This is a genomic window from Formivibrio sp. oc-25 (assembly GCF_055810895.1).
Genome location: NZ_JBVVOL010000015.1, coordinates 2,624 through 16,544, shown reverse-complemented (window position 1 = coordinate 16,544; position 13,921 = coordinate 2,624). Strand labels below are relative to the sequence as shown.

At 58.7% G+C, this 13,921-nt stretch carries 12 protein-coding genes; 8 read left to right on the top strand and 4 right to left on the bottom strand.

Going from position 1 to position 13,921, the window contains the following annotated elements:
* The 4 genes from AC0KVQ_RS11010 to chvE form a co-directional block, all read right to left on the bottom strand.
* Positions 1 to 282, bottom strand: a 282-nt coding sequence (locus AC0KVQ_RS11010; RefSeq protein ID WP_473421212.1) for an AraC family ligand binding domain-containing protein, incomplete at its 3' end; no start/stop codon positions are given.
* Between the two features lie 85 nt (positions 283 to 367).
* Complete coding sequence (mmsB, locus tag AC0KVQ_RS11005; protein WP_473421211.1) at positions 368 to 1,564, bottom strand: multiple monosaccharide ABC transporter permease; 1,197 nt, start codon at positions 1,562 to 1,564, stop codon at positions 368 to 370.
* Position 1,565: 1 nt separating this feature from the next.
* A complete protein-coding gene (mmsA, locus tag AC0KVQ_RS11000; protein WP_473421210.1) occupies positions 1,566 to 3,077 on the bottom strand; it encodes a multiple monosaccharide ABC transporter ATP-binding protein in 1,512 nt (503 codons plus the stop codon).
* 181 nt (positions 3,078 to 3,258) lie between these two features.
* On the bottom strand, positions 3,259 to 4,323 hold the full coding sequence (gene chvE, locus AC0KVQ_RS10995; protein ID WP_473421209.1) for a multiple monosaccharide ABC transporter substrate-binding protein: 1,065 nt from the start codon (positions 4,321 to 4,323) through the stop codon (positions 3,259 to 3,261).
* Positions 4,324 to 4,913: 590 nt separating this feature from the next.
* On the opposite strand from chvE, the gene AC0KVQ_RS10990 reads away from it, so the two are divergent.
* The 8 genes from AC0KVQ_RS10990 to galT form a co-directional block, all read left to right on the top strand.
* Entirely contained in the window at positions 4,914 to 6,593 is a 1,680-nt protein-coding gene (locus AC0KVQ_RS10990; RefSeq protein WP_473421208.1) for a ribulokinase, read from the top strand.
* 2 nt (positions 6,594 to 6,595) lie between these two features.
* On the top strand, positions 6,596 to 7,309 hold the full coding sequence (locus tag AC0KVQ_RS10985; protein WP_473421207.1) for an L-ribulose-5-phosphate 4-epimerase: 714 nt from the start codon (positions 6,596 to 6,598) through the stop codon (positions 7,307 to 7,309).
* A 47-nt stretch (positions 7,310 to 7,356) separates the two neighbouring features.
* Entirely contained in the window at positions 7,357 to 8,859 is a 1,503-nt protein-coding gene (gene araA, locus AC0KVQ_RS10980; RefSeq protein ID WP_473421206.1) for an L-arabinose isomerase, read from the top strand.
* Between the two features lie 153 nt (positions 8,860 to 9,012).
* Complete coding sequence (locus tag AC0KVQ_RS10975) at positions 9,013 to 9,969, top strand: ABC transporter substrate-binding protein (RefSeq protein WP_473421205.1); 957 nt, start codon at positions 9,013 to 9,015, stop codon at positions 9,967 to 9,969.
* A gap of 71 nt (positions 9,970 to 10,040) precedes the next feature.
* Positions 10,041 to 11,552 carry a sugar ABC transporter ATP-binding protein gene (locus tag AC0KVQ_RS10970; protein ID WP_473421204.1) on the top strand — a complete coding sequence of 504 codons (1,512 nt, stop codon included), beginning with the start codon at positions 10,041 to 10,043 and terminating at the stop codon, positions 11,550 to 11,552.
* Positions 11,549 to 12,598: an ABC transporter permease gene (locus AC0KVQ_RS10965; protein WP_473421203.1), complete on the top strand. Its 1,050-nt coding sequence runs from the start codon at positions 11,549 to 11,551 to the stop codon at positions 12,596 to 12,598. The genes AC0KVQ_RS10970 and AC0KVQ_RS10965 overlap by 4 nt, the downstream gene beginning before the upstream one ends.
* Positions 12,595 to 13,662 (top strand): galactofuranose ABC transporter, permease protein YjfF, encoded by a 1,068-nt coding sequence (gene yjfF, locus AC0KVQ_RS10960; protein ID WP_473421202.1) that lies wholly within the window; start codon positions 12,595 to 12,597, stop codon positions 13,660 to 13,662. Before AC0KVQ_RS10965 ends, yjfF begins: the two co-directional genes overlap by 4 nt.
* The coding region (gene galT, locus AC0KVQ_RS10955; protein WP_473421201.1) for a galactose-1-phosphate uridylyltransferase at positions 13,626 to 13,921 on the top strand (296 nt) is incomplete at its 3' end. The genes yjfF and galT, both read left to right, overlap by 37 nt.

Here is a 13,921-nt window from a genome sequence, read left to right as displayed (position 1 = left end):
GTCCGGGCTATCGGAAGCGCGGCCGTAGTAATGCACCGCATCGGGCGGAAACAGCAACAGATCACCCTGTTCGCAGTAAAAGGCATCGTCGCCATCAAATACCTTGCCCTTGCCGCGTACCGTCATGTTGATGATGAAGCCGCTCATGCCCTTGTTGCGATCGATAAAGAAATCGAGCGGGCCGTTTTCGATGATCGGCGTCATGCCAGCCACCAGATACAGGTTGAACGAATAGCCAGGCAAGAGGGGATTGAGCTGCTGCCCATTATGATTGGATTGCATGTTCCGCCTTTGGGTTGAACCCGATCATCGATCGCATCAGGAAGAATGCGCCGGCAGCCACTGATATTGCCGGCGCCACAAGCGGTTATTTATTCTTGTTGTAGACATCGACAAATACGGCCGCCACCAGCACCAGTCCCTTGATCACCTGCTGCCAGTCGATACCGATACCCAGGATGGACATGCCGTTGTTCATCACGCCCATCACGAAGGCGCCGATCACCGCCCCCATCACCTTGCCGACACCGCCGGTGGCCGATGCCCCGCCGATAAAGCAGGCCGCGATCACATCGAGCTCGAAACCGACACCGGCCTTGGGCGTGGCGGTATTGAGCCGCGCGGCGAACACCAGCCCGGCCACGGCAGCCAGCACGCCCATGTTGATGAAGGTGTAGAACGACAGCCGATCGGTCTTGATCCCGGACAGGCGTGCCGCCTTTTCGTTGCCGCCCAGCGCATACACGCGCCGGCCGATGGTGGTGCGCGTGGTCACGAAGTCATACATCAGCATCAGGATGAACATCACCACCAGTACGTTGGGCAAACCTTTGTAGGAAGCCAGCAGGTAGGCGAAGTAAATGATGGCCGTCGCAAAAATGGCCTGCTTGGCCGCAAAGAAAGAGAACGGCTCGACCGAGGCACCGTACTGCACCTTGCTGCCCCGTTCGCGCATCGCGCTGTAGAACATGCCCGCAGCAACGAGACAACCGATCACGAGCGACGTCAGGCGCAAGCCCTCATAACCCATCGGGTCACCGATAAAACCGGAACTCAATGCCTGGAATTCCGTCGGGAACGGCCCGATCGACTGGCCCGCGAGCAGCGCCAGCGCCAGACCGCGAAACACCAGCATGCCGCCCAGCGTAACGATGAAAGAGGGGATCTTGTGGAAGGCGACGAAATAACCCTGAGCCCCGCCAATCACCGCACCGGCCAAGAGGCAAACCACCGTTGCCGGCAGATAATGCCAGCCGTAATCGACCATCAGCACCGCGGCCAGGGCACCGATAAACCCGGCCACCGAGCCGACCGACAGATCGATATGGCCGGCCACGATCACCAGCAGCATACCCAGCGCCATGATCACGATATAGCTGTTCTGCAGCACCAGATTGGTCAGATTCAATGGCTGCAGCAAGGTGCCATCGGTCTGGTATTCGAAGAAGATCATGATGAGCGCAAGCGACAGCAGCATGCCGTACTCGCGCAGGTTCTTCTTCAGGTTGGAAGCAAAGGAAGATTGCTCCGGGTTCATTTGTACGGCTGCAACGTTGGTGTTCATGTCACTCCTTCCCTGCCTTGACGATGGCACGCATGATTTTTTCCTGGCTGGCTTCAGCCACCGGCATTTCCGCCACGAACTCGCCTTCGTTCATGACATAGATGCGATCGCTCATGCCCAGCAATTCCGGCATTTCCGACGAGATCAGGATGATGCATTTGCCCTCTTTGGCCAGTTGGGCGATCAGGGTATAGATCTCGTATTTCGCCCCGACATCAATCCCGCGCGTGGGCTCATCCAGAATCAGCACTTCCGGCTCGGCAAACAGCCATTTGCTCAGCACCACCTTCTGCTGGTTGCCCCCCGAGAGGTTGCCGACATACTGAAAGACATCGGCACAACGGATATTCATCTTGCGCCGGTACTCCGTGGCCACGGCATACTCGCGCCCGCTGTGAATCACCCCGCGCGCGGACACGCCGGGCAGATTGGCCAGCGAAATGTTGTGTTCGATCTCGTTTTCCAGCACCAGGCCATAGCCTTTACGGTCTTCGGTCACATAGGCAATACCGCGGTTTACGGCACGGCCCACCGTGCTGACATCGATCGGCTCACCATGCAGATGCACGCTGCCGCTGATATTGCGGCCATAACTGCGCCCAAACACACTCATTGCCAATTCGGTGCGGCCTGAACCCATCAGGCCGGCGATGCCGACAATCTCGCCCTTGCGCACATTCAGATTGATACCCTTGATGAATTTCCGGTCGGCATGCTGCTCGTGGTAGACCGTCCAGTCCTTGATCTCGAAAACGATGTCGCCGATATCGGGTTCGCGGTGCGGATAGCGATCCGCCATTTCGCGCCCGACCATGTGGCGGATGATGGAGTCTTCGCAAATGGGTGCGCCACGACAATCCATGGTCTGCACGGTGGAGCCATCGCGCAGCACGGTGACCGAATCGGCCACGCGCGAAATTTCATTGAGCTTGTGTGAAATCAGGATGCAGGTCATCCCCTGCGCCTTGAAACCAAGCAACAGATCCAGCAGCGCTGCGCTGTCGTTTTCATTGAGGCTGGCAGTGGGCTCATCCAGGATCAGCAGCTTCACTTTCTTGGATAGCGCCTTGGCAATCTCCACCAGTTGCTGCTTGCCCACGCCCAGATCGGTGATCAGGGTCTCGGGCGATTCGTGCAGGCCCACCTTGGCCAGCAGCTCCACCGTGCGGCGGTGGGTTTGCTGGCGATCGATCACGCCGAGCTTGTCCTGCTCGTTGCCCAGGAAAATATTTTCGGAAATCGACAGGAGCGGCACCAGCGCCAGCTCCTGATGGATGATGATAATGCCCTGCTCTTCGCTATCGCGAATCGAATCGAATTCCTGCTTGCGACCCTCGAAGTGGATCTCGCCATCATAGCTGCCGGCTGGATAAACGCCGCTCAGCACCTTCATCAGCGTCGATTTCCCCGCGCCATTCTCACCGCAGATCGCATGGATTTCGCCACGCTGAACCACCAGATTCACATCCTTGAGCGCTGTCACTCCGGGAAAGCGCTTGGTGATTCCTTTCATTTCCAGTATCGGTTCCACTGGCTCACCTCGGTTTCTGATTCCGTTGCCCCGCGCGAGAACAACGGTAGTGGTGAATTTTTATTTAGTCGGCAATGCTGCAGGTCGGAATTCATTCCGACATGGCCACCGGCCGTCAGGTTAAAACCCGACCTACAGCAGTAACAGACCAGAACCCCGGCAATTATTTCAGCTTGTCTTCGGTGTAATACCCGCTGCCCACCAGCACCGGTTTCCAGTTGCTCTTATCCACCAGCACAGGCTTGAGCAGGTAGGAAGGAACCACCTTGATGCCGTTGTTGTAGGTCTTGGTATCGTTCACCTCAGGCTGCTTGCCGCTGAGCATGGCATCGACCATGTTGGCCGTTACCTTGGCCAGTTCACGTGTGTCCTTGAAGATCGTGGAATATTGCTCGCCCTTCAGGATCGATTTGACCGACGGAATTTCTGCGTCCTGGCCGCTCACGTACGGGCACGGTTGCTGGGCCGTGCAATATCCCACGCCCTTGAGCGAGGACAGAATGCCGATCGACAAACCGTCATACGGCGACAGGACAGCGTGGATCTTGTCCTTGCCGTAGAAGGCGGAGAGCAGGTTATCCATGCGGGCCTGCGCCACCGCACCATCCCAGCGCAGTGTGCCGACCTTGTCCATGCCCATCTGCTTGCTGCGCACCACCAGCTTGCCGCTGTCCAGATACGGCTTCAGCACGGACATGGCACCGTCATAGAAGAAGTAAGCGTTGTTGTCGTCCGGCGAGCCGCCGAAGAGTTCGATATTGAACGGTCCCTTGCCATCTTTCAGCCCGAGCGCATTCACGATCGAGGTAGCCTGCTGCACGCCCACCTGGAAGTTATCGAAGGTGGCGTAGTAATCAACATTCTTGGAATTCTTGATCAGACGATCATAGGCAATAACCTTGATCCCCTTATCCGCCGCCTTTTGCAGCGCATTGGAAAGCGTGGTGCCATCAATCGAAGCAACCACCAGCACTTTGGCACCCTTGGTGATCAGGTTTTCAATCTGGGCCAACTGGTTGGGAATATCGTCTTCCGCATACTGCAAATCGGTCTTGTAGCCTTTTTCCTTGAAAATCTTGACCATGCTCGCGCCATCGGAAATCCAGCGCGAAGAGGATTTGGTCGGCATGGAAATCCCGACCAGGCCCTTTTCGGCGGCTTGCGCCAACGGCAGGTAGCCCAACATGGCTGCCACCAGAGAAGCTACCAGCACATTTCTTCTGTTCATGACCCACTCTCCTGTTTTGTGTAAGAGATTTTCGAACATGTACCACACCCATCCTTTATCCATGCTTCCGGGATTCTGAGAACCTGTTCACGATCTTGCTGCAAGGCCGTGATCGGGGCTCATGCGCTGCTCAAAACACCGAAAAGGTGCTTCCTGCGGGGCGTCCTCATGTACTCCTTCCGTTTTTTGTGCTGCTCTTTACCCCGCTGACGGCCTCTCGCGACAGATCGTGAACAGGTTCCGAGAAATCACCTGACCAACCCAGACGCCGCCAGACCGTCATCACGCGTGCACCGAAGAAGATCACCAGACCAGAATCGCGTAGCGGATAAAAATTACTACGCAGCAAACGGTACATCTTTTGCACTAAGCAAGGAAAGTGGTTAGCAGATCAAACCAAGCACAAAAGCAAAATAATCCATATCTACGGCAAGTTTCGGCAAGGATGGGCATCATTACATCCTTACAAATCCAATATATAAGCCAATCCGTACATATAAACGACTGCCAAATCCTAACGCCCACCCAAATAAAATCCATATCGTTTCGTCCATATCGCACACGGACAACTTGTAGTTAAGGACGAAAACATGTCAGAAAAAATCGTGATCGGCCTGGACTTTGGCAGCGATTCGGTCAGAGCACTGGCAGTAGGCTGCAACAGCGGTCAGGAACTTGCCTCACAGGTCGCTGCCTATCCTCGTTGGGCCAAGGGCCTCTTCAGCAACCCGGTCATAAACCAGTTCCGCCACCATCCGCTTGATTACATCGAAGCCATGGAAGAGGCCATTGCCGGCACGCTTGATCAGCTGCAACATCAGCAAATCGAGAACATCGCCGGCATAGGCGTCGACAGTACCGGTTCCACCCCGGCACCGATCGATGCAAATGGCAACGTGCTGGCACTGCGGCCTGAATTTGCCGACAACCCCAATGCCATGTTCGTGCTGTGGAAAGACCATACCGCCATCGAAGAAGCCGAGGCGATCACGGCGCTATGCCACAGCGGCAAGTATCCGGACTACAGCCGCTATATCGGCGGCGTGTACTCATCCGAATGGTTCTGGGCCAAGATCTGGCATGTCTCGCGTGAAGATGCAGCGGTACGCGCAGCCGCCCGGAGCTGGGTCGAACTGTGCGACTGGGTGCCGGCACTACTGAGCGGCACGACCCGGCCTGCCGATATCCGGCGCGGGCGCTGTTCGGCCGGCCACAAGAGCCTGTGGCATCCGGACTGGGGCGGCATGCCCTGCCGCGACTTCCTGGCCGAACTCGATCCCTGCCTGGTCGAAGACCTGCCCTATCCATTGTTTTCCGATACCTTCACCGCTGATGTACCGGTTGGCTGCATTACGCCTGAATGGGCTCAAAGACTCGGCTTGCCACAAGGCGTGATGATTTCCGGCGGTGCATTTGATTGCCACATGGGCGCAGTGGGTGCCGGCGCGCGCGATCATTCGCTGGTGAAGGTGATCGGCACCTCGACCTGCGACATCCTGATTGCGGACGAACACGTGATCGGCCAGCGCGCCATCGAGGGCATCTGCGGCCAGGTCGATGGCAGCGTGGTGCCGGGCAAGATCGGGCTGGAAGCCGGGCAATCCGCGTTCGGCGACATGTATGCCTGGTTCTCGCGCCTGCTGGGCTGGTCGCTGCAACACGCGGCCATGCAGCACCCGGCGCTGGCCCCGCAACTGCAACAGGTACAGGACGACCTGCTGCCAGCGCTGACCGAAGCCTGGGCCAAAGACATCAACTACACGCATCTGCCAGTTGTGCTCGACTGGTTCAACGGCCGGCGCACACCCTTTGCCAACCAGCGACTCAAGGGCGTGGTCACCGATCTCAACCTCGGCACCGATGCCCCCGCGCTGTTCGGCGGCTTTATCGCCTCCACCGCCTTTGGCGCACGCGCCATCATGGAATGCTTCACCCGCCAGGGCGTGCCGGTCGAGAACGTGGTGGCACTCGGCGGCATTGCACGCAAATCACCCACCATCATGCAGGTTTGCGCCGATGTGATGAACCGGCCGATCGACGTGGTGGCATCCGACCAGTGCTGTGCACTCGGCGCGGCCATCTTCGCCGCGGTTGCCGCCGGCGAATATCCCGATATCGCAGCAGCACAGCAAGCCATGGCCAGCCGCATCGAACACACCTACCAGCCGCAAGCCAAGGATGCCGCCGCGTTCGAATCGCTTTACCAGCGCTACCGGCACTGGTGCGCGCAGGCGGAATCGCTGTATGCACCTGCACCGGTGGAGGCTTGATCATGCTGCTGAAAACCCTGCGCGAAGCCGTGCTGGAAGCCAATCTCGCCCTGCCCCGCCACGGACTGGTGACCTTTACCTGGGGTAATGTCAGCGGCATCGACCGCGACAGCGGCCTGGTTGTGATCAAGCCCAGCGGTGTGAGTTATGAAGCCATGCAGCTTGGCGATATGGTGGTCGTGGACCTGGACGGCAAGGTTGTCGAAGGCGCCATGCGCCCCTCTTCGGATACGCCCACGCACCTGGCACTCTACCGCCAGTACGAGCAGATTGGCGGCATCGTGCACACCCACTCGACCCATGCCACTGCCTGGGCGCAAGCAGGGCTGCCGATTCCGGCCTACGGCACCACGCATGCCGACTATTTCTACGGGGAAATCCCCTGCTCGCGCCCGCTCAGCAAGGCCGAGGTGCGCGATGCCTACGAACTGAATACCGGTGCCGTGATCATCGAAACGCTGGCCGAACGCAACCCGCTGGAGATGCCCGGCATGCTGGTTTCGGAACATGCACCGTTTGCCTGGGGCAAATCACCGGACGATGCCGTGCACAACGCCGTGGTGCTCGAAGAAGTCGCCCGCATGGCGCTCTATACCGTGATGCTCAATCCGGCCCGCCCGCCGATCGCCGCGCACCTGCTCGACAAGCACTACCTGCGCAAGCACGGCGCCAATGCCTATTACGGACAAACCAGCAAACAGACGACACCCGTCTGATTTCCATTTTCAACATTGATGCCAACCGGGCAAAAAGGATTCGCACCATGGATTTTTTCAAACAACTGGAAGTGTGGTTCGTCGTCGGCAGCCAGCACCTGTATGGCCCAAAAACGCTGGAACAGGTCGCAGAAAACAGCCGTGTGGTGGTTGAAGGACTGAACCGACAAGGGCACTTCCCGGTCAAGGTCGTGCTCAAGCCCACGGTCAAGACGCCGGATGAAATCCTGGCAATGTGCCGCGAGGCCAACCATTCAGAAAACTGTATCGGCCTGATCACCTGGATGCACACCTTCTCGCCGGCAAAGATGTGGATCGGCGGTTTGTCGGTGCTGGAAAAACCGTTCATGCAATTCCATACCCAGTTCAACGCCCAGATTCCGTGGGACAGCATGGACATGGACTTCATGAACCTGAACCAGACCGCGCACGGTGGGCGCGAATTCGGCTTTATCGGTGCGCGCATGCGCCGGCAATACAGCGTGGTCGTCGGTCATTGGCAAGACCCGCAGGCACTGGCAAAAATCGACCGCTGGATTCGCGTGGCTGCTGCGATTTACGACAGCCGCCGCATGAAAGTGGCCCGCTTTGGCGACAATATGCGTGAAGTCGCTGTGACCGAAGGTGACAAGGTTGCTGCACAGATCCAGTTTGGCTACGCGGTCAACGGCTACGCCATGGGGGATCTGGTCAAGTCAGTCGATGCCGTCAGCGATACCGAGATCGCGCAATTGATCGAAGAATATGAGGCGACCTACACCCTTTCCCCCGTCATCCAGAAAAATGGCAACAAGCGCCAGCATCTGATCGATGCTGCGCGCATCGAACTGGGTATCAAGCATTTCCTCGTCAACGGCAACTTTGGCGCCTTCACCACCACCTTTGAAAACCTGTACGGACTCTCCCAGTTGCCGGGTCTGGCCGTGCAGCGCCTGATGCAGCAAGGCTTTGGCTTTGGCGCCGAGGGCGACTGGAAAACCGCCGCGCTGTTGCGCACGGTCAAGGTCATGGCTCATGGCCTGCCCGGCGGCACCTCGTTCATGGAGGACTACACCTACGATTTCACGCCCGGCAATGAACTGGTGATCGGTGCGCACATGCTCGAAGTCTGTCCGTCGATTGCCACAGAAGCCAAACCCGTTCTGGATGTGCAACCACTCTCGATCGGCAAGAAGGCTGATCCGGCGCGGCTCTTGTTCAGCGCCCAGCCGGGCCGGGCACTGAACGCCAGCCTGATCGACATGGGCGACCGCTTCCGCCTGATCGTGAATGCCGTCGAAACCGTACCGCAACCACACGCGCTGCCCAAACTGCCGGTAGCCCGCGCAGTATGGAAGGCGCTCCCCAGCCTGGACGTAGCGGCGGAAGCCTGGATTCTGGCCGGCGGCGCACACCACACCGTCTACACCCAGGCGGTGACGGCCGAGCACCTGCGCATCCTGGCCGAAATCTTTGGCATCGAATACCTGCTGATCGATGAGAAAACCGACATTCCATCCTTCAAGAACGAAATCAACTGGAACGAACTGGCATATGGCCTGCGTCGTTAAATCATGAATCCACGGTCTTCCGGACTAGTGCTGGGAGGCCGTGCAGACATGGTGGCGAACTGGCGATTTCCCGCTTCAACCAGCAAGAATCGGTGGAAACGGGGCCCAACGACCGGACAACCGGCGTTTTATCAACGGAAGAGGAGTTTCGACATGCAACACACCAGAAGATCCCTGCTTTGTGCCATTGCATCGGGCCTGTTCGTCGGCACCCTGGCCCTGCCCGTGATGGCGGCCAATCTCACGCTGGGATTCGCCCAGGTCGGCGCCGAAAGTGAATGGCGTACCGCCAACACGCAATCGATCAAGGACTCCGCCAAGGCAGCCGGCATCAACCTGAAATTCTCCGATGCCCAGCAAAAGCAGGAAAACCAGATCAAGGCCATCCGCAGCTTCATCGCCCAGAAAGTCGATGTGATCGCGTTTGCCCCGGTCGTCACCACCGGTTGGGATACGGTGCTGATGGAAGCCAAGCGCGCCAAGATTCCGGTCATCCTCACCGACCGCAGCATCGAAACCAAGGATCCCTCGCTCTACGTGACCATGATCGGTTCGGACTTCACTGAGGAAGGTCGCAAGGCAGGCAAATGGCTGCTGGAAAACTACAAGGGCCAGGGCGACGTGAATATCGTTGAGCTGCAGGGCACGGTGGGCTCCGCACCTGCGATCGAGCGCAAAAAGGGCTTCGAGGAAATCATCAAGAGCGATCCGCGCTTCAAGATCACCCGTTCGCAAACCGGCGACTTTACCCGCAGCAAGGGCAAGGAAGTCATGGAAGCCTTCCTGAAAACCGACAAGAACATCAATGTGCTGTTTGCACACAACGATGACATGGCCATCGGCGCCATCCAGGCGATCGAGGCCGCCGGCATGAAGCCGGGCAAGGACATCATCATCATTTCGATTGATGCCGTGAAAGGCGCATTTGAAGCGATGATGGCCGGCAAGTTGAATGTTTCGGTGGAATGCAACCCGCTGCTCGGGCCACAACTGATGGAACTGGTGAAGGAAGTCAAGGCAGGCAAACCGCAACCCAAGCGCATCAATACCAAGGAAAGCGTGTTCCCGATGGAAGTCGCCGCCAAGGAATTCCCGAACCGCAAGTATTGATCTGCTAACCCCGTCAACCAATCGGACCGGTCGCCAGCGCCTGGTCCGGTTGGCACAAGGAGCGTCTGGCCATGGCTGTCGAACCTGTTCTGGTAATGCAAGGCATTCACAAGTCCTTTCCCGGCGTTGCCGCACTGAGCAATGCGCAACTCACGCTCTACCCCGGTGAGGTTCACGCCTTGATGGGCCAGAACGGTGCCGGGAAATCCACGCTGATCAAGGTACTCACGGGCGTGGAAACGCCCGATGCCGGCGAAATCCGCCTGGCGGGCCGAATCATCCGGCCGGATTGCGTGGGTGAAGCGCAGGATCTTGGCATCAGCACGGTGTATCAGGAAGTCAATCTCTGCCCCAACCTCTCCGTGGCGGAAAACATCTTTATCGGCCGTTTCCCCATGCGCGGCTTGCGCATCGACTGGAAGAATATCGAGCAGGAATCGCGCCGCGCGCTGGCCGCGCTCAATATCGATATCGATGTGACGCAGCCGCTTGAGAGTTTCCCGGTTGCCATCCAGCAAATGGTCGCCATTGCCCGCGCGCTCAGCACCCGGGCAAGCGTACTGATTCTGGATGAACCCACCTCCAGCCTGGATACGGATGAAGTCGAACGTCTGTTCGATGCGCTGCGCCAGCTCAAGCAGCAAGGCATGGCCATTCTGTTTGTCACGCATTTTCTCGACCAGACCTATGCCATTTCCGACCGCATCACCGTGCTGCGCAACGGCGAATTTGTCGGTGAATACCCGGCAAGCGAGCTTTCGCGCATGGCCCTGATCAGCAAGATGGTCGGGCGCGACATCAGCGAATCGGCATCCACGGCCAGCAGCAGCGCGCAAACAGGCAGTGCTGCTGCGACACCGTTCATCTCTGCCGAAGGGCTCGGTGCCAGCGGTACGCTGCAGCCAATCGATCTGGACATCTATCGCGGCCAGGTACTCGGCCTTGGCGGCTTGCTTGGTTCCGGGCGTACCGAAACCGCGCGCCTGCTGTTTGGCATCGATCACGCGGATCGCGGCACAATGCGCATCGACGGCGAAACCGTCAAGCTCAACTCCCCGCGCAAGGCCGTCAAATATGGCCTGGCCTTCTGCCCCGAAGACCGCAAGACCGAAGGCATCGTCGCCGAACTCTCAATCCGCGAAAACATCATTCTGGCCCTGCAAGCAAGGCGCGGCATCTTTCGCTACCTGCCGCGCCGCGCCCAGCGCACCATGGCCGATGAGTTCATCCGCCAGCTGGGCATTCGCACTCCGGATGCGGAAAAGCCCATCGGCCAGCTTTCTGGTGGCAATCAGCAAAAGGCCCTGCTGGCACGCTGGCTGGCCACCGATCCCAAAATGCTGATCCTGGATGAGCCCACACGCGGCATCGACATTGCGGCCAAGCTGGAAATCATGGATCTGGTCAAGGCACAGTGCAGCAAGGGTCTGGCCATCGTGTTCATCTCATCGGAGATGAGCGAAGTGCTGCGCGTGAGCGATCGCATCGCGGTACTGCGCGATAGACAGAAGATCGGTGAAATCGCCGGCGCCGAGGCCAGCGAACAGCAAGTCTTCCAGATGATTGCGGGAGCCGAAGCATGAAGCATTTTTCCGTCAAAACACTGATCCGGCATTCCCTGTTCTGGCCCTGCCTGACGCTGGTACTGCTCTGCCTGATCAATTTCTATTTCAATCGCGGCTTTTTTGATATCGAGATCAAGAACGGTGCGCTCTACGGCAGCGTGATCGACATCCTGAACCGCGCAGCACCGTTGATGCTGGTGGCCATGGGCATGACGCTGGTGATTGCCACGCGCGGTATCGATATTTCGGTTGGCGCCACGGTGGCCATTACCGGGGCAGTGGTCGCCTCGATGATCGGTGGGTCGCTGGTGATCCAGAATGGTGTGCAGACCTATGTCTCGAACGTGCCGATGCCGGTGGCGATCCTGGGCGGACTGGGCGTGGCCTTGCTGTGCGGGCTCTGGAATGGGGCGCTTGTCGCCGGGGCCGGCATGCAGCCCATCATTGCCACCCTGATCCTGATGGTAGCCGGGCGCGGCATCGCGCAACTGATCACCGAAGGACAGATTGTCACGGTGTATTACGAGCCGTTTTTCTTTATCGGCAATGGCTTCATTCTGGGCATTCCGGTTTCGCTCTACATTGTGGCGGCGGTGCTGATCGTATTGCTGCTGCTGATGCATCGCACCGCCCTCGGGCTATTCATCCAGGCTGTCGGCATCAACCCGGTGGCTGCGCGTTTTTCCGGCCTGAGCGCGCGCGCACTGGTGCTGTGGGTCTATGCCTTTTGCGCCGTCACAGCCGGGATCGCCGCGCTGATCATCACTTCCAACGTGAAAAGCGCCGATGGCAACAATGCCGGCCTGCTGCTTGAGCTCGACGCCATCCTGGCCGTGACGCTGGGGGGGACCTCTCTGGCTGGCGGGCGTTTCAGCCTGGTGGGCAGCCTGATCGGCGCACTGATCATCCAGACGCTGACTTACGCCATTTATTCGCTGGGCGTACCACCCGAGATCAACATGGTCGTCAAGGCACTGGTGGTGTTTGCCGTCTGCCTGATTCAATCCGATTCACTGCGCAGCCTGCTTTCCCGCAAACTGCTGCGCGCTGGAGAACCCGCATGAGTCTCTCGCACGCCGTCAATTCGCGCACCCTGCCACTGATTGTCACCAGTCTGCTCTTTATCGTGCTGTACGGTTTTGGTTCGATTGCCTACACCGGCTTCTTTTCCGCGCAGGTATTCATCAACCTGCTGATTGACAATGCCTTTCTGTGCGTCGTGGCAATCGGCATGACCTTTGTGATTCTCTCTGGCGGCATCGATCTGTCGGTCGGCTCGATTGTCGCGCTCACCACCATGGTCACCGCTTCACTGGTCGAGCATCATCACTGGAGCATCTGGAGCGTGATCCCGCTGGTCCTGCTGATGGGGGCCGGCTTCGGGCTCTTCATGGGCATCCTGATCCACCACTTCAGGCTGCAACCTTTCATTGTCACGCTGGGCGGCATGTTCCTGGCGCGCGGCCTGTGCTACGTGATCAGCATCGATTCGATTTCGATTACCGATGAAAGCTATACCGCCATCGCGCAATACCAGCTGATGCTGGGCGAGGAGGCCTTTATCTCGATCAGCGCGCTGATTGCGCTGGTGGTCCTGGCGCTGGCCATTTACCTGGCCCAGTACACGCGATTTGGCCGTACGGTCTATGCCATTGGCGGCAACGAACGCTCGGCCTTGCTGATGGGCCTGCCGGTCGGGCGCACCAAGATCCTGGTCTATACCCTGAGCGGGCTGTGCTCGGCGCTTGGCGGCGTACTGGTCACCTTCTACATGCTCTCCGGCTATGGCCTGCATGCGATGGGCATGGAGCTCGATGCCATCGCCGCTGCGGTAATCGGCGGCACCCTGCTCACCGGCGGCGTGGGTTACGTTGCCGGCTCGCTGGTCGGCGTGCTGATCCTGGGCGTGATCCAGTCGCTGATCGTGTTTGACGGTACCCTGAGCTCCTGGTGGACACGCATTGCCGTCGGCGTATTGTTATGCCTGTTCTGCCTGCTGCAACGCCTGTTTGAACGCGGCAATCTCGGATTCCTGTTTGGCTACTGGAACAAATCGGATACCTCTTCCCCTGCAATGGATAAAGACAAATCATGTTTAACCCCTGCGACCACCCGCATCGTCGCCTGAATCCGCTGACCGGCAACTGGGTGCTGGTCTCGCCACACCGCGCCAAGCGCCCGTGGCAGGGTCAGCAGGAAACCCCGGACCGCAGCATCCGCCCCGCGCACGATCCGGATTGCTATCTCTGTGCCGGCAACAAACGGGTGACCGGCGAGGTCAATCCGCCCTATACCGGCACCTTCGTCTTCACCAACGATTTCGCCGCACTGACCGCCGATGCGCCCGACGCCCCTGCCTCGGCCAGCCCGCTGTTCCAGACCGCCAC

What these genes read in the sequence shown, in the direction of transcription:
- AC0KVQ_RS10965 (WP_473421203.1), top strand. Translation starts at nt 11,549, where the DNA reads ATGAAGCATTTTTCCGTCAAAACACTGATCCGGCATTCCCTGTTCTGG.
- mmsB (WP_473421211.1), bottom strand. Translation starts at nt 1,564, where the DNA reads ATGAACACCAACGTTGCAGCCGTACAAATGAACCCGGAGCAATCTTCC.
- AC0KVQ_RS10990 (WP_473421208.1), top strand. Translation starts at nt 4,914, where the DNA reads ATGTCAGAAAAAATCGTGATCGGCCTGGACTTTGGCAGCGATTCGGTC.
- AC0KVQ_RS10970 (WP_473421204.1), top strand. Translation starts at nt 10,041, where the DNA reads ATGGCTGTCGAACCTGTTCTGGTAATGCAAGGCATTCACAAGTCCTTT.
- AC0KVQ_RS10985 (WP_473421207.1), top strand. Translation starts at nt 6,596, where the DNA reads ATGCTGCTGAAAACCCTGCGCGAAGCCGTGCTGGAAGCCAATCTCGCC.
- AC0KVQ_RS10975 (WP_473421205.1), top strand. Translation starts at nt 9,013, where the DNA reads ATGCAACACACCAGAAGATCCCTGCTTTGTGCCATTGCATCGGGCCTG.
- yjfF (WP_473421202.1), top strand. Translation starts at nt 12,595, where the DNA reads ATGAGTCTCTCGCACGCCGTCAATTCGCGCACCCTGCCACTGATTGTC.
- chvE (WP_473421209.1), bottom strand. Translation starts at nt 4,323, where the DNA reads ATGAACAGAAGAAATGTGCTGGTAGCTTCTCTGGTGGCAGCCATGTTG.
- araA (WP_473421206.1), top strand. Translation starts at nt 7,357, where the DNA reads ATGGATTTTTTCAAACAACTGGAAGTGTGGTTCGTCGTCGGCAGCCAG.
- mmsA (WP_473421210.1), bottom strand. Translation starts at nt 3,077, where the DNA reads ATGAAAGGAATCACCAAGCGCTTTCCCGGAGTGACAGCGCTCAAGGAT.